Source organism: Agromyces sp. NPDC127015, from assembly GCF_042725165.1.
In the GTDB taxonomy this organism is placed as follows: Bacteria; Actinomycetota; Actinomycetes; order Actinomycetales; family Microbacteriaceae; genus Agromyces; species Agromyces chromiiresistens.
Genome location: NZ_JBHXDI010000004.1, coordinates 193,992 through 214,975, shown reverse-complemented (window position 1 = coordinate 214,975; position 20,984 = coordinate 193,992). Strand labels below are relative to the sequence as shown.

Annotated in this window: 18 protein-coding genes; 14 read left to right on the top strand and 4 right to left on the bottom strand. The window is 72.4% G+C overall.

Annotation, left to right across the window (positions count from 1 at the left end; all coding sequences use genetic code 11):
• The first annotated feature begins 4 nt into the window (after positions 1-4).
• From ACFWGP_RS13220 to ACFWGP_RS13190, 7 genes are all read left to right on the top strand, one after another.
• Entirely contained in the window at positions 5-2,284 is a 2,280-nt protein-coding gene (locus ACFWGP_RS13220; protein ID WP_376931111.1) for a transglutaminaseTgpA domain-containing protein, read from the top strand.
• Positions 2,281-2,865 carry a zinc-ribbon domain-containing protein gene (locus ACFWGP_RS13215; RefSeq protein ID WP_231431459.1) on the top strand — a complete coding sequence of 195 codons (585 nt, stop codon included), beginning with the start codon at positions 2,281-2,283 and terminating at the stop codon, positions 2,863-2,865. Before ACFWGP_RS13220 ends, ACFWGP_RS13215 begins: the two co-directional genes overlap by 4 nt.
• A gap of 91 nt (positions 2,866-2,956) precedes the next feature.
• Positions 2,957-6,016, top strand: coding sequence for an FtsK/SpoIIIE domain-containing protein (locus ACFWGP_RS13210; protein WP_376931110.1), 3,060 nt, complete (start codon positions 2,957-2,959; stop codon positions 6,014-6,016).
• A 118-nt stretch (positions 6,017-6,134) separates the two neighbouring features.
• Positions 6,135-7,349 (top strand): spermidine/putrescine ABC transporter substrate-binding protein, encoded by a 1,215-nt coding sequence (locus ACFWGP_RS13205; protein WP_231431457.1) that lies wholly within the window; start codon positions 6,135-6,137, stop codon positions 7,347-7,349.
• Between the two features lie 2 nt (positions 7,350-7,351).
• A complete protein-coding gene (locus tag ACFWGP_RS13200) occupies positions 7,352-8,548 on the top strand; it encodes an ABC transporter ATP-binding protein (RefSeq protein ID WP_231431456.1) in 1,197 nt (398 codons plus the stop codon).
• 1 nt (position 8,549) lies between these two features.
• Positions 8,550-9,461: an ABC transporter permease gene (locus ACFWGP_RS13195; RefSeq protein ID WP_231431455.1), complete on the top strand. Its 912-nt coding sequence runs from the start codon at positions 8,550-8,552 to the stop codon at positions 9,459-9,461.
• Between the two features lie 116 nt (positions 9,462-9,577).
• A complete protein-coding gene (locus tag ACFWGP_RS13190; RefSeq protein ID WP_231432360.1) occupies positions 9,578-10,360 on the top strand; it encodes an ABC transporter permease in 783 nt (260 codons plus the stop codon).
• A gap of 112 nt (positions 10,361-10,472) precedes the next feature.
• Here the strand turns inward: ACFWGP_RS13190 and ACFWGP_RS13185 are convergent, their stop codons facing one another.
• On the bottom strand, positions 10,473-11,462 hold the full coding sequence (locus ACFWGP_RS13185) for an asparaginase (RefSeq protein WP_231431454.1): 990 nt from the start codon (positions 11,460-11,462) through the stop codon (positions 10,473-10,475).
• 4 nt (positions 11,463-11,466) lie between these two features.
• A complete protein-coding gene (gene gabT / locus ACFWGP_RS13180; protein WP_376931109.1) occupies positions 11,467-12,843 on the bottom strand; it encodes a 4-aminobutyrate--2-oxoglutarate transaminase in 1,377 nt (458 codons plus the stop codon).
• 105 nt (positions 12,844-12,948) lie between these two features.
• Between gabT and ACFWGP_RS13175 the strand changes: the two genes are divergently transcribed.
• Positions 12,949-13,425, top strand: a complete 477-nt coding sequence (locus ACFWGP_RS13175) for an OsmC family protein (RefSeq protein ID WP_231431452.1) — start codon at positions 12,949-12,951, stop codon at positions 13,423-13,425.
• Positions 13,426-13,491: 66 nt separating this feature from the next.
• Here ACFWGP_RS13175 and ACFWGP_RS13170 read toward each other — a convergent pair whose 3' ends face one another.
• Together ACFWGP_RS13170 and ACFWGP_RS13165 are read right to left on the bottom strand one after the other, a co-directional pair.
• Positions 13,492-14,481 (bottom strand): hypothetical protein, encoded by a 990-nt coding sequence (locus ACFWGP_RS13170; protein WP_231431451.1) that lies wholly within the window; start codon positions 14,479-14,481, stop codon positions 13,492-13,494.
• Positions 14,482-14,527: 46 nt separating this feature from the next.
• Positions 14,528-15,277 (bottom strand): 1-acyl-sn-glycerol-3-phosphate acyltransferase, encoded by a 750-nt coding sequence (locus ACFWGP_RS13165; RefSeq protein ID WP_275506671.1) that lies wholly within the window; start codon positions 15,275-15,277, stop codon positions 14,528-14,530.
• Between the two features lie 82 nt (positions 15,278-15,359).
• On the opposite strand from ACFWGP_RS13165, the gene ACFWGP_RS13160 reads away from it, so the two are divergent.
• The 6 genes from ACFWGP_RS13160 (at position 15,360) to ACFWGP_RS13135 (ending at position 20,959) form a co-directional block, all read left to right on the top strand.
• Positions 15,360-15,998, top strand: coding sequence for a 4'-phosphopantetheinyl transferase superfamily protein (locus ACFWGP_RS13160; RefSeq protein ID WP_231431449.1), 639 nt, complete (start codon positions 15,360-15,362; stop codon positions 15,996-15,998).
• A gap of 69 nt (positions 15,999-16,067) precedes the next feature.
• On the top strand, positions 16,068-17,159 hold the full coding sequence (gene dxr, locus ACFWGP_RS13155) for a 1-deoxy-D-xylulose-5-phosphate reductoisomerase (protein WP_231431448.1): 1,092 nt from the start codon (positions 16,068-16,070) through the stop codon (positions 17,157-17,159).
• 45 nt (positions 17,160-17,204) lie between these two features.
• Positions 17,205-18,530: a M50 family metallopeptidase gene (locus tag ACFWGP_RS13150; protein WP_376931108.1), complete on the top strand. Its 1,326-nt coding sequence runs from the start codon at positions 17,205-17,207 to the stop codon at positions 18,528-18,530.
• A gap of 103 nt (positions 18,531-18,633) precedes the next feature.
• Positions 18,634-19,824, top strand: a complete 1,191-nt coding sequence (locus tag ACFWGP_RS13145) for a sensor histidine kinase (protein ID WP_376931107.1) — start codon at positions 18,634-18,636, stop codon at positions 19,822-19,824.
• Positions 19,821-20,486: a response regulator transcription factor gene (locus ACFWGP_RS13140; RefSeq protein ID WP_231431445.1), complete on the top strand. Its 666-nt coding sequence runs from the start codon at positions 19,821-19,823 to the stop codon at positions 20,484-20,486. Before ACFWGP_RS13145 ends, ACFWGP_RS13140 begins: the two co-directional genes overlap by 4 nt.
• A 167-nt stretch (positions 20,487-20,653) precedes the next feature.
• Positions 20,654-20,959 (top strand): SHOCT domain-containing protein, encoded by a 306-nt coding sequence (locus tag ACFWGP_RS13135; protein ID WP_231431444.1) that lies wholly within the window; start codon positions 20,654-20,656, stop codon positions 20,957-20,959.
• Positions 20,960-20,984: the final 25 nt, after the last annotated feature.

Genomic DNA, 20,984 nt, shown 5'->3' with positions numbered 1-20,984 from the left:
GCGGATGGGACCCGGACCGGGTCGGGGTTGGTCGGTCGCGATCAGCATCGCGCTCGTCGCGGCGATGCTCGCGGCGGCGATGATCCCGTGGTGGCCGATCTACGAGAGCCCCGCGTTCTTCGCCGCCGCGGGAGCGGCGATCCTCGCCGGTTGCGGGATCGGCCTCGCCGGGGCGCGCTGGTCGTGGCCCGCCTGGCTCGTCGCCGTCGCCGTCGTGGCCGCGTATCTCGTGCTGGGGGTTCCGGTCGCGGTGCCCGACCGGGCGCTCTTCGGCGTGCTGCCGACGCCCGACGGACTCGTCGAGCTCGTCGCAGGCGCCGCCCTGTCGTGGAAGCAGCTCGTCACGATCGCGGTGCCGGTCGGCTCGTATCAGGCGCTGCTCGTGCCGCCGTTCCTGCTCGGTCTCGTCGCCTCGACCGTCGCCGTCACGATCGCGTTGCGCACGAACCGCCCCGCCGCCGCGGCGCTGCCGCCCGCGCTGCTGCTCGTCGCGGGCATCGCGCTCGGCGTCGTGCACGACGACTTCGCCCTCGAGGCCGGCCTCGCATTCTTCGTCGCTGCCGTCGCGTGGTTCGTGCGGATCGGGATCGCCGACCGGCGGGCGATCGCGGGCGGCCGCCGAGTCGAGACGACGCTCGCCGACGCACGGCGCGTGCTCGGGGCATCCGCGCTCGTCGCCGTCGCGCTCGTCGGGGCGACCGCTGCGGCGGTGGCGCTGCCGACGCCGCCGCGCAGCGTCGTCCGCGCCGAGCTGCAGCCGCCGTTCGAGCCGAACGATCACGACAGCCCGCTCGCGGGGTTCCGCACGGCCTTCGCCCCCGACTCCGCCGATGAGCCGATGCTCGACGTGCGCGGCCTGCCGGAGGGTGCGGGACTCGTGGTCGCGGTGCTCGACACGTACGACGGCATCGTGTACTCGGTCGGCGGCTCCGACGGCTCGGGTCCGTCGGGCCGGTTCAGCCGCGTGCCGTACCGGCTCGACCAGCCCGTCGACGGCGGCACGACCGAACGCATCGATGTCGCCGTCGAGGGCTACCGCGACGTCTGGGTGCCGGGCATCGGCCGGCTCGAGCGCATCGAGTTCGCCGGGCCCCGCGCCGACCGGCTCGCCGAGTCGTACTTCTACAACGACGCCACTGGCACCGGTGCGGTCGTCGACGGCCTCCGGTCGGGCGACCGGTACGTCGCGGACTCGGTGGTCCCGGCGTCGCCGTCCGACCTCGCATCACTCGAACCCGGTACGAGCGTGATGCCGCCCCTTCCCGAACTGCCTGCTCGCGTCGTCGACCTCATCGACGAGTGGGCGCCGGCGACCGCGACGCCGGGCGAACGGCTCGCCGGGGTGATCGAGGGATTCCATCGCGACGGATACGTCAGCCACGGGCTCGAGGGCGAGGAGCCGAGCCGGTCGGGGCACGCGCTCGACCGGATCGAGGAGCTCGTGACGGAGCAGCCGATGGTCGGCGACGGCGAGCAGTATGCCGTCGCCGCAGCGCTCATGGCCCGCGAGATCGGCTTCCCGGCACGCGTCGTCGTCGGCTACCTGCCGGGTCCAGGTTCCGAACGGGATGCCTCGACAGGGAGCGTGCGCTTCACGAGCGCCGACCGTCAGGCGTGGATCGAGGTGCAGACCTCCGACGGGGCGTGGCTGCCGATCGATCCGAATCCCGTGCCACGACCCATCCCCGAGCGCGAGCCCGAGCAGGCCAAGGTCGTGTCGCGCCCCGAGTCGGTGCTGCCGCCGCCCGCGGAGCGCACGCCGCTCGTCGACGACGATGCCGGTCCCGGCTCGACGCCGGATGGCGGCGACGACGGCGACGATTGGCTGCAAGCCATGTTCGCAGGCCTTGAGATCACCGGTATCGTGCTCGTCGGCGCGGTCGCCCTGTGCAGCCCCTTCCTCGCGATCGTGGTGGCGAAACTCCGGCGGCGTCGCCTGCGCCGACGCGCGCCGACGGCGGTCGAGCGCATCGAGGGCGGCTGGCTCGAGTTCGCCGACTCGGCCGCGGACTACGGGTACGCGATCGTGCCGACCGCGACGCGCGCCGAGCAGGCGGCGACGGTGGGCGGGCTCGCCCCGCTCGTCCTCGCGTCCGTCGTCGACCGTGCGGTCTACGCACCCGGGGGACCGGGTCACGGCGACGACCACCGCGTGTGGGAGACGGTCGACGAGCTCCGCCGTCGACTCGGCGTTTCGCGGAGTACTCGCGACCGGCTCCGGGCGGCGATCTCGCTCAACTCGCTCGGCGGGTACGCTGTCAGCCGGAGAGGAGTGCGTTCGTGAACTGCCGGATCTGCGGTGCCGAGTTGCCCGCCGACGCGATGTTCTGCGGCGAGTGCGGCAGTTCGACGAGCGCGACCCCGGAGTCGCGCCGCAGGCCCGATCCGCGTCCGGGCGACACGACCCGGGTCGAGCGGCTGCCGCGCACGTCGCAGCGCAACAGCGGGGTGATCAGCGTTCCGATCGAGGGATTCCGGCCGGCCGAGCCCATCGAGGATGCACCGGCTCCGGCCGACCCGTCGGTCGCCGAGCCCGGTCGCCCGCGCTTCTCGCTTCGGTTCAGCACCGGCGAGACGCGCACGGTGTTCGGCTCGGGGCTCATCGGCCGGAAGCCGATGCCGCAGCCCGGCGAACGGTTCGACCACCTCGTGCAGATCGCCGATCACACGCTCTCGGTCTCCAAGACCCATCTCGAGTTCGGCGAGCACGAAGGAACGATGTGGGTCGCCGACCGGTTCTCGAGCAACGGCACCGTCGTGCGACGTCCCGACGACGGCGCGCTCCGGTGCGAGCCCGGCCGCCGCTATCTCGTGCCTCGCGGCAGCCGGGTGGAGCTCGCCGAGCAGTACTTCTCGGTGGACTGACCCGTCCTCCACAGTCGCGTCGCGGCCGGATCGGTGCACGGCGGGCGGCGGACGCACGACGACCGGGGTGCACGGATGTTCGGATGACCGGGTGGACCAGACCGAGCTCGCCGAACCCGTCGTGCATCTGCCGCTGAGCCTGCCGCCGGCGCCGGCCGAGCCGGAGCGACCCGGCTTCCCGCTGCTCGCGGCGGTCGCGCCCGTCGCCGGGGCCATCGCGCTGTGGGCGGTCACCGGGTCGATGTACTCGCTCATGTTCGCGGCGCTGGGGCCGCTGGTGGCGGTCGCCTCGGTGCTCGACGCTCGTCGGCAGGTCCGCCGTCGCCGGCGCCGTGCGGAGCTCGAACGTGCTGGGCTGCTCGCGTCGCTCGAGGCGGAGATCCACGCCCGTCACGATGAGGAGCGCCGTGCGGCCTGGCGGGCGACCCCATCGGCTGCCGCACTGGTCGAGCGCGCGGTCCGGCCTGCCTGGGCAGGCGAGCGCCCGGGGCCGGTCGTCGTCGGCGTCGGCGCCGTGCGCAGCGCGGTCCGCGTCGACGGCGTGGTCGCCGATGCCCGCGACCGCGCCGTGCTCGAAGCGGCTGCCCGGCTCGGCGGCGCACCGGTGGTGGTCGACGCGTCGCAGGGCATCGCGTTCGTCGGGTCGCCCGGACTCGCGCGGGCGGCTGCCCGCGCGGCCCTCGTGTCGTGCGCGCACCACGCCGATCCGCGCACGGTGGAGCTCGACCTCCCCGACGCGCCCGAGTGGGCGTGGGCCGCTCGACTGCCGCACGCGGGCGACGGCGGCGACCGGGACCGCTCGGTGCGGCATGCGGTGCGCGTCGGCGCACCGGCCTCCGGGCGCGCGGCGGGTCCGATCCGCGTCGTCGACCAGGTGGCCGATCCCGAACAGGCGAAGCGCGTCGGTGCGCCGGCCGCGGCGCACATCGTGATCGCGAGCGACGTCGGGTCGCTTCCGCCGGGCCTCGGAGCCGTCGTGCGACTGCTGGGCCCGGGGCGCGCCCGCCTCGAGACGACGACGGGCGCCGCGCCGGCGACGATCGAGCCCGTGCTCGTGTCGCGCGCGGCGGCGCGCGGGTGGAGCGAGTCGGCCGCCGCGCTCGCCGAGCGGATCGCAGGTCCGCAGGCGTCGCTGCTGCCCAGTCGCGTCGCGCTCACCGAGTTGCCTGCGCCGGCAGCCGGTCGCAGAGGCGTCGAGCGTGCGAGCCTGGCCGTCGCGGTCGGGTGCACGGCGACCGGCCCGCTCGAGCTCGACCTCGTGCGGCATGGCCCGCATGCACTCGTCGGCGGGACGACCGGCAGCGGCAAGAGCGAGTTCCTGCTCGCCTGGCTCACCGCGCTCGCGCGCGCGTACGCGCCGGATGAGGTGTCGTTCCTGCTCGTCGACTTCAAGGGCGGCGCCGCGTTCGAGCCGATCCGCGAGCTGCCGCATGTGACCGGTGTGGTCACGGACCTGGACGGTGCGGAGGCGCGACGCGCCGTCGAGAGCCTGCGCGCGGAGCTGCGCCATCGTGAGTCGGTGCTCGCCGACGCCGGAGCGCGCGACGTGCGCGAACTGGCCGACGCGGTCGATCTCCCGAGGCTCGTGATCGTCGTGGACGAGTTCCAGGCGATGATCGAGCAGTTCGGGGAGCTCGGCGCGGTCGTCGCCGACATCGCGGGGCGGGGACGCTCGCTCGGCGTGCACCTCGTGCTCGCCTCGCAGCGACCGAACGGCGTCGTGCGCGAGCAGATCACGGCGAACTGCGCGATCCGGGTATCGCTCCGAGTCATGCAGCGATCCGACAGCCTCGCGGTCGTCGGCACCGAGGCCGCGGCCGCGATCCCGCCCGACGCGCCCGGTCGTGGCGTCATCGATCGGGGCGACGGCGACGCCATGCTGTTCCAGTCGGCCGTCGCCGACCAGGCCGCCGTGCTCGGGGCGAAGGTCGCCGCCGCGGGCCTCGGCAGGGCGCGCCGCCCGTGGCTCGATCCGCTCCCGGCGGTGATCACGAGCGAGGAGCTCGCAGCGTTCACCGCCTCGATCGCAGGCCGATCCGCGGCGGGAGGCTCAGAGGCCGGACTCGTCTTCGGCATCGTCGACGAACCCGATCGGCAGCGGCGCGGTGCTGCCGAGTGGCGCGCGGGGTCCGACGGGCACCTGCTCGTCGCCGGGACGCCCGGCAGCGGGCGGTCGAGCGTGCTCGCCTCGCTCGGCGAATCAGCGACGCGGCGTAGCGGTCCCGGGTCGGTCGTCCGATTGACCGGCGCCCGCAGCGAGGTGTGGGACACGCTCGAGTCGCTCGAGCATGCGATCGCCGCGCACTCGGCCGTCCGGTTGCCGCACCTCGTGATCATCGACGACCTCGATCGGCGATTCCGCACCTGGCCCGACGACTACCGCGCGCTCGCTCTCGAGCGAATCGGCCGTCTCGCGCGAGAGGGCCGCGGCCGCGGCGTCGCGGTGGTCGCGTCGGTCGTGCAATGGCTCGGCGTCCCGCACGAGCTGCGCGATGCGTTCGGCGCGCGCCTGCTCCTGCGCCAGCCCACGAAGGCCGACCTGCTGCAGGCGGGGGGAGTGGGGGAGCTGTGGCGGGCCGACGACGTCCCCGGGGCGGGGCAGTGGCGCGGTCATCGCGTGCAGTGCGCCCTGCCTGCGGCCGCATCGGCCGCGGCCGGCCCTCGTCCCGTCGACCCTCGCCCGGACGCTCACGAGTTCGGGGTCTCGCCCGCCGGTGCGGCGCCACCCGTCGAACTCGCCGAGGGCGGTCGGTACGCCGTCGTGACGGTCGACCCCGCCGGCGACGCCGAGCGGTTCGGAGCGCTCGGCGCGATCGTCGTCCCGGTGGTGCCGGGCTCGCCTGTCGCGCCGGTCGACGTGGGCCCGGCGACCGCGACGTCCGCGACGCCCACGGTCTTCGTGGGTAGTGCCGACGGGTGGTCCGCGAACTGGTCGCTGGCCGCCCCCGTCCGCGAGCGGGCCGTCGTGCTCGTCCGAGGCGGGGCGACCGAGTACCGCGCGCTCGTGACCGAGCGGGGCCTGCCGCCGCTTCTCGACGACGGCGCCGGGCAGGGGTGGATGCGACCGCCGGGCGGCCCTGCACGTCGGATCAGTTGGCCTGCAGGCGGGTCGGCAACCGAATCCGCTGTCCCGGGCGCGATCCGGAACTGATTCCGTGCAGAACGTTCTCAGAAATTAACGATTCGGACACCATGTACTGCACAACCGGTGCACCCTGTGTCAGGATCATCCCACCCCGTATGCGCTTGCCACCGAAATGGAGTCCCCCGTGAGCTCTCGGCCCCTGCCTCAAGACCCGATGATCCGTGCACTGATCGCGAAGGCGCGCCAGTCGCAGCTGAATCGCCGAACCCTCCTCGCCGGCGCCGGCGCCGGCGCGACCGCCCTCGCGCTCGCCGCCTGTTCGACCGGCGGCGGCAAGGCGAAGCCGACTCCCGCCGCCGACAAGTCGGAGACGGACAAGACCCTCAACTGGGCCAACTGGGCCGCGTACATCGACGAAGACGACGCGGGCAACTACCCGACGCTCCAGGCGTTCACCGAGCAGACGGGCATCGAGGTCAACTACGACGTCGCCGTCGACGACAACAACACCTACTACGGCAAGGTGAAGGACCAGCTCGCGCTCGGCCAGGACATCGACGCCGACCTCGCGGTGCTCACCGACTGGATGGCCGCCCGATGGATCCGCCTCGGCTACACCCAGGCGCTCGACCACGCGAACATCCCGAACCTCGCGAACCTCAACCCGGCGCTCCGCGACCCCGACTTCGACAAGGGCCGCGAGTTCACCGTGCCCTGGCAGGGCGGCTTCGCCGGCATCGCCTGGAACAAGGAGGCGATCCCCGGCGGGCTCACGAGCGTGTCCGACCTGTGGGACCCGTCGCTCAAGGGCCGCATCGGCGTGCTCTCCGAGATGCGCGACACGATGGGTTGCATCATGCTCGAGAACGGCACCGACATCGCCGGCGACTGGGGCGACGACGAGTACACCGCCGCCATCGAGATCCTGCGCGAGCAGGTCGAGAACGGCCAGGTCCGCAACATCAAGGGCAACTCGTACCTCGAGGACCTGAAGAGCGAGGACACCCTCGCCGCCATCGTGTGGTCGGGCGACATCACCGTGATCAACGCCGAGGCCGGCGACAAGTGGGAGTTCGCCCTCCCGTCGGCCGGCGGCACGCTGTGGAACGACAACTTCCTCGTGCCGATCGGGTCGCCCCGCAAGACGAACGCCGAGACGCTCATCAACTACTACTACGAGCCCGAGGTCGCCGCCGAGGTCGCCGCGTGGGTGAACTACATCACGCCGGTCGTCGGCGCGAAGGAGGCCGCCGCCGCGATCGACCCCGAACTCGCCGAGAACCAGCTCATCTTCCCGAACGAGGAGACGCTGCAGCAGGCGCACATCTTCCGCTCGCTGTCGGGTGCCGAGGAGCAGAAGTACCAGGCCGAGTTCCAGAGCATCCTGCTGGGGTCGTGACGATGGCGATCCGAGAATTCGCCGAACGCGGGGCCGACCTCGAACTCGTCGGCATCCAGAAGCGGTTCCCCGGCTTCACGGCCATCGAGAACCTCGACCTGAAGATCCCCGCCGGCTCGTTCTTCGCCCTGCTCGGTCCGTCGGGCTGCGGCAAGACGACGACGCTCCGACTCGTCGCCGGCCTCGAGGAGCCGACGCAGGGCCGCATCCTCATCGGCGGCAGCGATGTCACGAGCACGCGGGCGCACGAGCGCCCCGTGAACACGGTCTTCCAGAGCTACGCGCTCTTCCCGCACATGACGATCATCGAGAACGTCGCGTTCGGGCTCAAGCGCCGCAAGATCGCCGACCCGATGGCGAAGGCCCACGAAGCGCTGAAGCTCGTCGAGCTCGATCACATCGCGCAACGCAAGCCCCAGCAGCTCTCGGGCGGTCAGCAGCAGCGCGTCGCGCTCGCCCGTGCGATCGTGAACCGCCCGGCGCTGTTGCTGCTCGACGAGCCGCTCGGCGCACTCGACCTCAAGCTGCGCCGCCAGATGCAGCTCGAGCTCAAGGCCATCCAGGAGGAGGTGGGCCTCACCTTCCTCCACGTGACCCACGACCAGGAGGAGGCCATGACCATGGCCGACACCGTCGCGGTCATGAACAAGGGCGCGATCGAGCAGATGGGCGCTCCCGAGGAGCTCTACGAACTGCCTCGCACGGCGTTCGTCGCGAACTTCCTCGGTCAGTCGAACCTGTTCACCGGCCAGGTCGTCTCGACGACCGCCGACGCGATCACCGTCGAGTCGGCCGGGGCGCGCATCGTCGTGCCCGCGGCTCGCGCGCAGCGCCATCAGGGCGAGGTCACGGTCGGCGTCCGGCCTGAGAAGGTCTCGCTGCACCGGGAGGCGCCCGCCGCCGACGCGAACCGCAACGTCCTCGCTCCCGGTCGTGTCGTGGACGTGTCGTTCTCGGGTGTGAGCACCCAGTACCTCGTCGAGATCCCGGGCCACGGCACGGTCATGGTGTTCGCCCAGAACATCGGCTTCGGGCCCGTCGCCGGCCTCGGCAGCGAGGTGTGGATCAGCTGGGCCGTCGAGCACGGCTTCGGCCTCGAAGACGGCCCCGACGAGACCCGCTTCCAGGACGACGCGTCGACGACCTCGCTCGCCGCGCTGCACCGCGAGGCGCTCGTCTCGGAGCTCGAGGAGCACTGACATGGCCTTCGCAGCGTTCTCGACCGCCGAGGCGCAGCCGCAGGCACAGCGAAAGCGCAGCCCCATCGCGCTGTTCCTGCTGCTGCCCGGCATCGCCTACCTGGTGCTGTTCTTCCTGACCCCGCTGGTCTCGCTCATCCTCACCTCGCTGCAGGCGCCGAGCGAGTTCGGCGACATCGGCGTCTACGACTACGCCTTCAACTGGCAGAACTACGTCGACGTCGTCACCCTGTACTGGCCGCACATCCTGCGTTCGTTCGGCTACGCGCTCGTCGCCACGATCGCGGCGCTCGTGATCAGCTACCCGCTGGCGTACTTCATCGGCGTCAAGGCGCGCCGCTGGCCGCTCCTGCAGAGCCTCATGCTCGTGCTCGTGATCGCCCCGTTCTTCATCAGCTTCCTGCTGCGCACGCTCGCATGGAAGCAGATCCTGTCGGACGAGTCGTTCATCATCACCTCGCTCAAGGCCCTGTCGCTGATGGCCCCCGACGCCCACTTCACGGGCACGCCGTTCGCCGTGATCTTCGGTCTGACGTACAACTTCATCCCGTTCATGACGCTGCCGCTGTACACCACGCTCGAGCGCCTCGACGTGCGGTACCTCGAGGCGGGCAGCGACCTGTACGCGAACCCGTTCCACGTGTTCCGCAAGGTCACCATCCCGCTGTCGATGCCCGGCATCGTCGCGGGCACGCTGCTCACCTTCATCCCCGCCGCGGGCGACTACGTGAACGCGAGCCGCGACTTCCTCGGCGGTCCAGACACCCAGATGATGGGCAACGTGATCGAGGCGAACTTCCTCGTGCTGCTCAACTATCCGGCAGCGGCGGCGTTGTCGATCATCCTCATGGCGGCGATCCTCGTGCTCGTCGGCATCTACGTGAAGCGCTCTGGGACGGAGGACCTGCTGTGAGCGGAGAAGTCCAGGCGGCCGCCGTCCTCGGCGGGCTCAGCGAGAACGAGCAGCTCGACGCGAACAAGCCGGCCGGCGGCCGGGTCCGCCCGCGCCGGCTCGGGCTCGGCGACTGGCTGCTGCCGGTCTACACGGTCATCGCCTTCGTGTTCCTGCTGATCCCGATCGCGTACACGTTCGTGTTCAGCTTCAACGACTCGATCAAGTCGAACATCTCGTGGCGCGGCTTCACCTTCGACAAGTGGATCAACGTCTGCAACGTCGAGGGCGGCGCGGTGTGCGAGGCCTTCGCGAACAGCATCGTGATCGGCCTCGTCGCGACGGTCGCCGCGACGGTGCTCGGCACGATGATCGCCATCGCGATCGTGCGCTACCGGTTCCGGGCACGCTCGGCGATCAGCCTGCTGCTGTTCCTGCCGATGGCGACCCCCGAGGTCGTGCTCGGTGCCGGCCTCGCCGCCCAGTTCCTCGCGGCCGGGGTGGCGAAGGACATGACGACGATCATCCTGGCGCACACGATGTTCTGCATCAGCTTCGTCGTGGTGACGGTGAAGGCCCGCGTGGCGAGCCTCGACCCGGCCCTCGAAGAGGCCGGTCGAGACCTCTACGGTTCGCCCGCACAGGTGTTCTGGCGGGTCACCTTCCCGCTCCTCATGCCGGGCATCGCGGCGGCCGCACTGCTGTCGTTCGCGCTGAGCTTCGACGACTTCATCATCACGAACTTCAACTCCGGTTCGGTGTCGACGTTCCCGAAGTACATCTACATCTCGGCGGCGCGCGGCATCCCTGCGGAGGCGAACGTCATCGCGTCGGCGGTGTTCATCATCGCCCTCGTGCTCGTGGTCGGCGCCCAGGTCTCCCGGGCGGCGCGCCAGAAGCGTCTCGCCAGGCTGGGCTGACGACCGGCTGCTGCGCCGCCGGTCGCCGGCGGCGCGGCAGTAACGAACGAGGGATGCCTCGGCGGGATGGATCCGGCCGAGGCATCCCCGTTCGTCGTGCGCGCGGCGCGGCTCAGACGGTCGCGCGGACCTCGCCGACGCGCCGCTCGCCGCCCATGACCCAGAGGTCGAGCTCGGTCTGCACGTCGTCGATCGCGGCGTCGTCGACCGCGCCCGCAGCGGCGAGCAGCCGCAGTGCGATGATCGTCGACGCGCGGTTCGAGCCGTCGAGCACCTTGACGGCGGTCGTCGTGCCGTCGGGGGCCGACATGATCATGACGCCCTCGGCGCCGAACTTCGCGAACACGCCGAGGCGCTCGATCGCGACCGTGTCGGGCTGGCCCGGGCCGGCCACGGCCCAGCCGTGCTCGCGCGCCGCGGCGGTGAGCGCCGCGGATTCGCGGTACAGCGCGAACGGCGATCCGGCCTGGGCGGTCGTGATCTTGTGGACCCCGCGGGCGAGCCCCGTGAGGCTCACCGCGTGCACGGGGGCTCCGCACCCGTCGATCGCGGTCGCAGCCGGCCGTTCGCCCGTGAGGCGTTCGAGCACGTCGAGGATGCGCTTCTGCAACGGATGCTCGGGGTCGAGGTAGCCGCCCGGCGGCCACTCGTTCGCCGCGCATGCCAGCAGCATGGCGGCGTGCTTGCCCGAACAGGTCATGTAGCCGCGACGCTTCGGCGAGCCGCGGCGGATGAGCTCGTCGCGGGCGACGCGGTCGCCCGGCATGGCGGGCGGGCAGCCGAGCGACGACTCGGGGATGCCGGCACGGGCGAGCAGACCCTCGACGAGGGCGACGTGCGCGGCCGTGCCGGAGTGGCTGGCCATCGCGATCGCCGCGTCCTCGCCGCGGAGCGCGACGCCCGACGTCATCACGGCGACGGCCTGGAACGGCTTCATCGCCGAGCGAGGGAAGACGGGGGTCGCGACGTCGCCGAGCGAGCGCACGACCTCACCTTCTGGGGAGAGCACGACGGCGGAGCCGGCGTGCCGGGACTCGATGAAACCACTGCGTTCGACCACGGCGAGCTGGACGGAATCGGCGACGGAGAAGGTACCGGACACGGGCTCAGCCGAGGGCCGCGAGGCCGTCGTCGAGCACGCGCAGGCCGTCTTCGATGAGCTCGTCGCTCATGGCGAGGCTGGGCAGGAATCGCAGCACGTTGCCGTACGTGCCGGCGCTGAGGAACAGGACGCCCTGCTGCGCGGCGTAGGCGACGAGCGACGCGACCGCCTCGGGGTTCGGACGCTTCGACGTGTCGCGGGTGCCGGGCTCGACGAGCTCGATCGCGATCATCGCGCCCTTGCCGCGGATGTCGCCGATCGTGTCGTAGCGCTGCTGCAGCCGCTCGAGCCCCGACATGAGCGTCGCCTCGATGCGGCGGCCCTCGGCGAGCAGGTCGTTCTCCTCGATCGCCTCGAAGACCGCGATCGCTGCCGCGCACGCCACGGGGTTGCCGCCGAACGTGCCGCCGAGGCCGCCGGGGTGGGAGGCATCCATGATCTCGGCCCGGCCGGTGACCGCCGCGAGCGGGAGGCCGCCCGCGATGCCCTTCGCGCTGAGGACGAGGTCGGGCTCCCACCCGAAGTGCTCGCTCGCGTAGTAGCGGCCGGTGCGGGCCATGCCCGACTGGATCTCGTCGGCGATCATGACGACGCCGTGCTCGGTGCACCACGCCTGCAGCGTCGGCAGGAAGCCCTCGGCCGGCACCATGAATCCGCCTTCGCCCTGGATCGGTTCGACCACGAGGCAGGCGAGGTCGGCGGCGCCGACGACCTTCTCGAGATAGCCGATGGTGCGGGCGGCCGCGTCGGCGCCCGAGAGGCCGTCTCGGTAGGGGTACGAGCCCGGCGCGTGGTAGACGTCGCCGGCGAAGGGGCCGAAGCCCGCACCGTACGGCATGGCCTTGTAGTTCATCGCCATCGTGAGGTTCGTTCGGCCGTGGTACGCGTGGTCGAGCACCGCGACGGCGCGGCGACCGGTGTGCTTGCGGGCGATCTTCACGCCGTTCTCGACGGCCTCGGCGCCCGAGTTCACGAGCACCGACTTCTTCGCCCAGTTGCCGGGCGTGTGCTCGGCCAGCAGCTCGGCCACGCGCACGTACTCCTCGTAGGGCGTGACGGTGAAGAGCGTGTGGATGACGTCCTGCAGCTGCGCGGCGGCCGCGGCGACGACGCGCTCCTCCGTGTGGCCGATCGTCGTGACGCCGATGCCGGCGCCGAAGTCGAGGAACCGGTTGCCGTCGACGTCGACGAGGATCGCGCCGTTCGCACGCTCGATGAAGACGGGCAGTGCGCTCGACACGCCGGCCGAGACGACGTTCGCGCGACGGGCCTGCAGCTCCTGCGACTTGGGGCCGGGAACGGCGGTGACGATCTTGCGCTCCTGCGGCACGGTGTACACCGGCGCGGCTGCGGTCTGGGCGGGCATCTGGGAGTCAGTCATGGTGCCTCCACCATATCGCCGCAGGCCCCCGCGCTTCGAGGCCGGGAGCGGTCGGGACCGCCGGTGGAGGCGGCAGAATCGGAGGAGGAGTCGGGAGGAGACGGCATGCTCGGGCGGCACGAGTACGAGGTCGAGGTCGAGTGGCAGGGCGACCGCGGCACGGGCACCAGCGGGTACCGCGCGTACAGCAGGCGCCACGTGGTCCGGGTCGCGGGCAAGGAGCACGAGATCGCGGGGTCGAGCGATCGGGTGTTCCACGGCGATGCCGAACGCTGGAACCCCGAGGATCTCCTCATCGCGGCGCTCAGCCAGTGCCACATGCTCTCGTACCTGCACGTCGCGACCAACCACGGCGTCGTCGTGCGCGGCTATGCCGACGTCGCGGCTGGGATCATGCAGGAGGACGGCCGCGGTGGCGGCCGGTTCACCGAGGTCGTCCTGCGGCCACGGGTCGTGGTGGCGGATGCCTCGATGCGCGAGCTCGCGCTCGAGCTGCACGCCGAGGCATCCGAGAAGTGCTTCATCGCCGCCTCGGTCGCGTTCCCGGTGCGGCACGAGCCGACCGTCGTCGTCGCCGGCTGAGCCGCGGCCGTGCGGTGGCCGGGCGCCCCCGCGGCGCGACCAGCGGCGCGCCCGAGGCCGGCGCGGTCAGGCGCCGGGGCCGTCGGAGGCGGGTCGCGCGGGCAGCGTGGGACCGGGCGGGCACGTGTGACCGCCGACCAGTCGCGTGCACTCCGGCAGGAAGCCGGGATAGCGCTCGGCCTCGGGGTCGCCGAACCAGCGGTGCCAGAGACGCCAGAAGTTGAGGTTGCCGAACGCCGAGCAGTCATCGCCCGCCTCGGGATCGGCGAGGGTCGTGTCGCTCGGCTGGTAGGGCGTGTAGTTGTAGAGGTTGGCGGTCGCCTGGTTGCGGATCGCGACCTTCGCCGCACCGCAGGCCGCATCGGGATTGAACGCGACGCGGACGTTGCCGATGCGGTACTGGCGCTTCGGCTCCTCGGTGTACTGCCGGAACTGCCACGCCGCGTTGTACACCTGGTTGAAGAACCCGAAGTACTCCTGGTCGCAGTCCGCGGTGTCGGGACAGCCGTACCCGGTCGCCCGCAGGTACCCGTCGGCGCTCGGACGGGTGAGCAGCGACTGCTCCTTCTGCAGCAGTACGAGCAGTGTGCGCGGGCTGATGCCGCACGCCCGCGCGGCCTTCGCGATGATCGCCGACGCGCGCTCGCGATACTCGCCCTCGTACGCGGCGCAGTGCTCGCCGCCCACGGCGGGCTGCGTCGTGGTCGTCTGCCGGTAGTCGGCGAGGCACGGCACATCGCCGTCGGGGCGGCAGTCGATGCCCTCGAGGAAGGCCTGGATCTCACCCGCCGACATCGCTGCGCTGTCGTAGAACGCGTCGTCGCTGACGATGAAGCCGGGGTCGAACCCGGTCGTCGCGTCGGGGATCGCGAACTCGGGTGTCGGCGTCGCACGGTTCGCCGCGCCGCCCTCCCACGTCGCGTCCCGACCGTCGGGCGGGGCGCACGCCGCGAGCCCGACCACGGCGAACAGGGCAGCGGCCGCGAGCCCGGCGGCGCGCACGATGCGCGTGCGCGCGGCGGTGCGGGCACGGGCGACGGGCTTCGCGGAGGTCACCGGAGCGACGATACCGGGTGCGTGCGCGGCCGGGCTGGGAATCGCGTCAGATCCGCTCGCGCGGCACGACCTTGTCGGCGAGCTTCGCCAGCGCGCCCTGCGGCGGGGCCTCGTTGTAGACGCCCGCGAGCTCCTGGCCGCTGAGCGCGTGGATCGCGGCCATGATCTCGTCGGTCGCCGCGCGTCGGGCGCGCCCGCTCGTGGCGGCGCCGTGGCGGGAGACGTCGATGGGTTCGCCGAACCGCACGGTGACGGGGCGCACCCGGGGGAACTTGGCGCCGACCGGCTGGATCTCCTGCGTGCCGATGAGCCCGACGGGCACCACCGTGGCCCCCGTCATGAGCGCGAGCCACGCGACGCCCGTGCGGCCGCGGTACAGGCGGCCGTCGAGCGATCGCGTGCCCTCGGGGTAGAGGGCGAAGGCGTTGCCGCCCTCGAGGATGCCGCGGCCCGCGTCGAGCGCCTCCTGCGCCTGCGATCCGGCGCCGCGCTCGACCGGCACCGCGCCGATCGCGCCGAAGAAGGTGCGCGAGAGCCAGCCCGAGAACCCGGTGCCGGTGAAGTACGTCGACTTCGCGAGGAACTGCACGGGTCGCGGCGATGCGAGCGGGATCACGATGCTGTCGACGAACGACAGATGGTTCGAGGCCAGGATCACCGGTCCGGTGGCGGGCACGTGCTCGGCGCCCGTGATCTTCGGGCGGTACACGAGCCGCACGAGCGGTTTCAGGATGCCTCGGAAGATGCGGTAGACCGGACCCTGTCGCACCTGCTTGATCGACGGAGCACTCACCATCCGACCATACGAGCCGCGATATGCGACCGGCGGCATATTGCCCCGGCGGTGCGGAAAGCCGGACATGCGGGAGAATCGGGGCATGGAAGCGATCGGCGACGACGAGCTCATCGAGCTCGCGGGCGGCGACACGCGCGTGCTGGTGGCCACACGGGGCCGCCGCGGGCCGGCCGCCGATGCGGTGCTGCGCCGGCTGGTGGCGCACGGATCGGGCGTGCCGTCCGAGGACGTCGAGCTCGTGCACGCGTGCGAGGTCTGCGGCAACCGGCACGGTCGGCCTTCGGTCGGGTACCCGACGACGCCGACCGGGGCGCCGTGGTTCGTCGACGTGGGCGTGGCCGGCGAGGTCGTCGTCGCCGCGGCCGCCACGAGTCGCAGGGTCGGCGTCGGCATCGAGCCCGCGGGCGACAGCGTGCGCGAATCGGTCGACGAGGCCGCCCTCCATGCGAGCGAGCGCGCCGCGCTCGCGGCGCTCGACCCGGCCGAGCGGCCGCGGGCGCGGGCGCTCATCTGGGCGCGCAAGTCGGCGCTGCTGCGCGCGATGGGGCACACCGGCTTCATCGAGCCCTCGACGCTCGCGGTCACGATGCCGGGCGATGACGGCGGAATCGGTCGCATCGAGCGCACGGTGCCCGAGTTCGGGCCGGGCTGGCGCGGCGTCCGATTCCACGACCTGCCCGTCCCCGAGCCGGTGGTCGCGTCGGTCGCCGTACTCGTGTGACGGCCGGCCGTCGGTCACCGTCGTCGACGGCGCAGGTCCCGCGAGGCCGGCGCGCCGTAGGCTGTGCTCGTGCGCAGCGTCATCATCCTCGGGTCCTCGGGTTCCATCGGCGTCCAAGCCCTCGACGTCATCAGGGCGAACCCGCGCCGGTTCGAACTCGTCGGCCTCGGCGTCGGCTCGAACCGGGCGCTCCTCGCCGAACAGGCCGCGGAGTTCGGGGTCGAGCACACCGCCGTCGGCATCGACGAGGCCGTGCAGCTCGTGCGCGACGTCGACGCCGACGTCGTGCTCAACGGCATCACCGGGTCCGTCGGCCTCGGACCGACCCTCGCCGCGCTCGAACGCGGCGCCACACTCGCCCTCGCCAACAAGGAGTCGCTCATCGTCGGCGGCGACCTCGTCACCCGGCTCGCGAAGCCGGGGCAGATCGTTCCGGTCGACTCCGAGCACTCGGCGATCGCGCAGGCGCTGCGCTCGGGCACCGACGACGAGGTGCGCCGGCTCGTGCTCACGGCGTCGGGCGGCCCGTTCCGCGGCCGCCGCCGCGAGGACCTCGCCGGCGTCACGCCGGCGCAGGCGCTCGCGCACCCCACCTGGGACATGGGCCTCGTGATCACGACGAACTCGGCGACCCTCGTGAACAAGGGCCTCGAGGTCATCGAGGCGCACCTGCTGTTCGACGTCGACTACGACCGCATCGACGTCGTGGTGCACCCGCAGTCGATGATCCACTCGATGGTCGAGTTCGTCGACGGCTCGACGATCGCGCAGGCCTCGCCGCCCGACATGCGCCTCCCGATCTCGCTCGGCCTCGACTGGCCGAACCGCGTCGCCGCCGCGGGCCGCCCGATCGACTGGACGCAGGCGCAGGCCTGGACGTTCGAGCCCCTCGACGAGGAGGCGTTCCCCGCGATCCGACTGGCCAAGCAGGTCGGTCGCGCCGGCGGCGAGTATCCGGCCGTCTTCAACGCGGCGAACGAGCAGGCGGTCGCGGCGTTCCACGCGGGCCGCATCGGCTTCCTCGACATCGTCGACACCGTGCGCGACGTGGTCGAGCACCACGAGGCGTCCGGCCCGGTGACCCTGGCGTCGCTCGCGGCCGCCGAGTCGGCGGCCCGGCGCGCCGCCGACGCGCGGATCGCCCGCTCAGCGGATCGATAGCGCTCGCCCAGCGCGCTCCGAGCCGCCCGCAGTACGCTGTCGACCGTGGATTCCGTGCTCGCGTTCGTCATCGGCGTCGCCATCATCGTCGTCGGCCTCGCCGTGTCGATCGGCCTGCACGAGATCGGGCACCTGGTGCCCGCGAAGCTCTTCGGGGTCAAGGTGACCCAGTACATGATCGGCTTCGGGCCGACGGTGTGGTCCCGACGCAAGGGCGAGACCGAGTACGGCGTGAAGGCCATCCCGCTCGGCGGCTACATCTCGATGATCGGCATGTTCCCGCCCGGCAGGAAGGGCGAGGTGAAGGCCGACTCGACGGGCTTCTTCCGCGGGCTCGTGCAGGACGCGCGCGACTCGAGCGCGGAGTCGATCACGCCGGGCGACGAGGATCGGGCGTTCTACCGGCTCCCGGTGTGGAAGCGCATCGTCGTGATGTTCGGCGGCCCGTTCATGAACCTCGTGCTCGCGACCGTGCTGTTCGGCGTGCTGCTCATGGGCTTCGGCGTGACGCAGGCCTCGACGACGGTCGGCACCGTCTCGGAGTGCGCACTGCCCGCGACGAGCGAGCGCCAGACGTGCGAGCCCGGTGATCCGAAGGCGCCGGGCGCCGCTGCCGGCATCGAGCCCGGCGACCGCATCGTCTCCGTCGCCGGCGAGCCGATCGACTCGTGGTCGGAGTCGACCGCGATCATCCGCGAGCACCCCGGCGACCCGGTCGCGCTCGTCGTCGAGCGCGACGGCGCCGAGGTCGCGCTCACCGTCACGCCCATGCTCAGCACCCAGTACGCGATCGGCGAGAACGGCCAGGTCGTGAAGGACGCCTCGGGCGAGCCGGTCACGGTCGACGTCGGGTTCGTCGGCATCGGCGCGGCATCCGAGACGGTGCAGCAGCCGATCACGGCCGTGCTGCCGGCCGTCGGCGACCAGATGAACGCCGTCGCCGGAGTCATCTTCAACCTGCCGCAGCGCATGGTCGACGTCGCACAGGCGGCGTTCGGCCCCGAGGAGCGCGACCCGAACGGGCCGATGTCGGTCGTCGGCGTCGGCCGAGTCGCCGGCGAGGTCGCCGCGCTCGACGACGTCGCCGTCGTCGACAAGGCGGCCTGGATGGTCGGCATCCTCGCCGCGCTGAACGTCATGCTCTTCGTGTTCAACATGATCCCGCTGCTCCCGCTCGACGGCGGGCACATCGCCGGGGCGCTCTGGGAGGGCATCAGGCGGGGCTTCGCGAAGCTGTTCCACCGACCGGATCCCGGGCCCGTCGACCTCGCCAAGCTCATGCCCGTGACACTCGCGGTCGTCGTCGTGTTCGGCGCGATGAGCGCGCTGCTCATCTACGCCGACATCGTGAAGCCGGTCTCGCTCTTCTGATGCCCGCGCGCGTCGAGCGGGCCGGCGCGTACTCCCGCGGGAGTACCCGATGAGCCGCCGCCGGGCAGACGCCGCCCGGCCGGGCCGGCGATACGATCGGGCCGTGCCCGATCCACGCAGCCCCGTCGAGACCTGGAACGGCCGTCCGCCGTGGGCGGGCGGCGAGCGCCGGCCGCCGGCCGGGTTCGTGCTCTGGGCGCCCGTCGTCGTCAGCCTGCTCGTGCAGCTGCCCGCGGCGATCGGCATCGCGTTCTGGCTCCGGCTCGACGGGGGCACGGCCGCGCTGCAGATCGCCCTCGCCGTCATCGGGCCGTTCGCCCTGCTCGCCTCGCGGCGGTTCCCGGGTCCGACGGTCGCCGTCGTGACGCTCGCGGCGCTCGCCGACGTGCTGCTGACCCCCGATGCAGGGCCGCCCTACGCGGCCCTCGCGTTCGCCATCGTGCTCGGCGTCGCGCGCGGCGCCGTCGTCTGGGCCGCGGCCTCGGTCGTCACGGGCTGGGCCGCGGCGATCGCACTCGGCCCCGTGCTCGGCGTGTCGTGGCATCCGGCACGGATCGCGATCACGACGCTCGCGCTCGCGGCGTGCTTCGGCATCGGCTGGTTCGCCCGGGCCCGCCGGGCACGCTTCGCCGCCATGCGCGCCGAGGCGGCGAACCGCCGGCGCACCGCCGAGGAGCGGGAACGGGTGCGCATCGCCCGCGAGCTGCACGACGTGATCGGGCACGCCCTCTCGCAGATCAACGTGCAGGCGAGCGTGGGACTGCACCTCATGGACCGCGATGCAGAGCAGGCTCGCACCGCGCTCGCGAACATCAAGGAGACGTCGAAGACCGCGCTCGACGAGGTGCGGAGCGTGCTCGGCGTCATCCGCGACGGCGACGGCGGGGCGCCCCTCGTGCCTCAGGCCGAGCTGGCCGAGCTCCCGCGCCTCGTGCGCGGGCTCGCGTCGCCCGGATTCTCGGTCGCGCTCGACGACCGGCTCGACGCGCCGCCGGGGCGGGCCGTGCAGTTCGCCGCCTACCGCATCGTGCAGGAGGCGCTCACGAACGTCGTGCGGCACGCGGGCGCACGGCACGCGGACGTCGTGCTCGAGCGGGCGGACGACCTGCTCGTCGTGACGGTCGACGACGACGGGAGCGGACTCGGCGCCGCCGCGGACGAGGCCGGCGAAGGCCGCGGCATCCTCGGCATGCGCGAACGCGCCGCACTCCTCGGCGGCACCGTCGAACTCGGTCGCGGCCCGCTCGGCGGCACGCGGGTGCGTGCCGAACTGCCCTGGGGAGGCACCGCATGACGATCCGCGTCGCACTCGCCGACGACCAGGTGCTCGTGCGCGCCGGCTTCCGCGCGCTGCTCGACGCGGAGCCCGACCTCGACGTCGTCGGCGAGGCGTCGACCGGCGAGGAGCTCCTCGGCCTCGTGCGCCGCGAACCCGTCGACGTCGTGCTCATGGACATCAGGATGCCGGGCGGCGACGGGCTGTGGGCCACCGAGCAGATCGCCGCGGACCCCGCCCTCGCAGGAGTGCACGTCGTGATCGTGACGACGTTCGAGCTCGACGAGTACGTCGCGCGGGCCGTACGAGCGGGGGCGAGCGGCTTCCTCGTGAAGGACACCGAGCCGGTCGACCTCATCCGTGCGGTTCGGGTGGTCGCAAGCGGGGAGGCGCTGCTCTCGCCGGGCGTGACCAAGCGGCTCCTCGCGCGCTTCGCGACCGGCCTGCGCGATGCCGACGAGGCATCCCTCTCGGTGCTCACCGAGCGCGAGCGCGAGGTGCTGCGCCTCGTCGGCCAGGGGCTCACGAACGACGAGATCGCCGAGCGGCTCGTGCTGAGCCCGCTGACCGCGAAGACCCACGTGTCGCGCATCATGCAGAAGCTGCACGCTCGCGACCGGGTGCAGCTCGTGGTCGTCGCGTACGAATCGGGCCTCGTCGCGCCCGGCTGGCAGGAGTAGCCGAGCCGCTCCGGCCCGGCGGCGGCGGGTCGTACCCCGCGGCGGCGCGGATGCTCCCGGGGGAGCAGTCGAAGTGCCTCCGCCGGGCGGATTCGCCGCGGCCCCGTGGTCGCGAGACTCGAATCGACGGTCGAGACGCGACCGCACGAATCAACCGGGAGCACCTCATGTTCACGACCCTCGCCGCCACCGCGGCCACCCACGCCGGCCCCTGGGCCGCCGGGTTCGGGTGGGTCTTCTTCCTCATCCCGATCTTCTGGATCCTCGTCATCGGGCTCATCGTCTTCCTCGTGAGCCGCAATCGCCGCCGCTACTGGGCCGAGGCCCAGGCGTCGGGCTACGGGCCGCCGTGGGCGCGCGGCGCCCGCACGGCCGAGCAGACGTTGGCCGAGCGATTCGCGCAGGGCGACATCGACGAGACCGAGTACCGCGCACGCCTCGAGGTGCTGCGCGCGAACCGGCCGAACGCCTGACGCCGAAGGACGACGCGGATGCCGC

Bases quoted from the DNA above. Each gene is read 5' to 3' on its own strand.
- ACFWGP_RS13220 (WP_376931111.1), top strand. From the start codon at position 5: ATGGGACCCGGACCGGGTCGGGGTTGGTCGGTCGCGATCAGCATCGCG.
- ACFWGP_RS13200 (WP_231431456.1), top strand. From the start codon at position 7,352: ATGGCGATCCGAGAATTCGCCGAACGCGGGGCCGACCTCGAACTCGTC.
- ACFWGP_RS13195 (WP_231431455.1), top strand. From the start codon at position 8,550: ATGGCCTTCGCAGCGTTCTCGACCGCCGAGGCGCAGCCGCAGGCACAG.
- gabT (WP_376931109.1), bottom strand. From the start codon at position 12,843: ATGACTGACTCCCAGATGCCCGCCCAGACCGCAGCCGCGCCGGTGTAC.
- ACFWGP_RS13175 (WP_231431452.1), top strand. From the start codon at position 12,949: ATGCTCGGGCGGCACGAGTACGAGGTCGAGGTCGAGTGGCAGGGCGAC.
- ACFWGP_RS13165 (WP_275506671.1), bottom strand. From the start codon at position 15,277: ATGGTGAGTGCTCCGTCGATCAAGCAGGTGCGACAGGGTCCGGTCTAC.
- ACFWGP_RS13160 (WP_231431449.1), top strand. From the start codon at position 15,360: ATGGAAGCGATCGGCGACGACGAGCTCATCGAGCTCGCGGGCGGCGAC.
- ACFWGP_RS13140 (WP_231431445.1), top strand. From the start codon at position 19,821: ATGACGATCCGCGTCGCACTCGCCGACGACCAGGTGCTCGTGCGCGCC.
- ACFWGP_RS13135 (WP_231431444.1), top strand. From the start codon at position 20,654: ATGTTCACGACCCTCGCCGCCACCGCGGCCACCCACGCCGGCCCCTGG.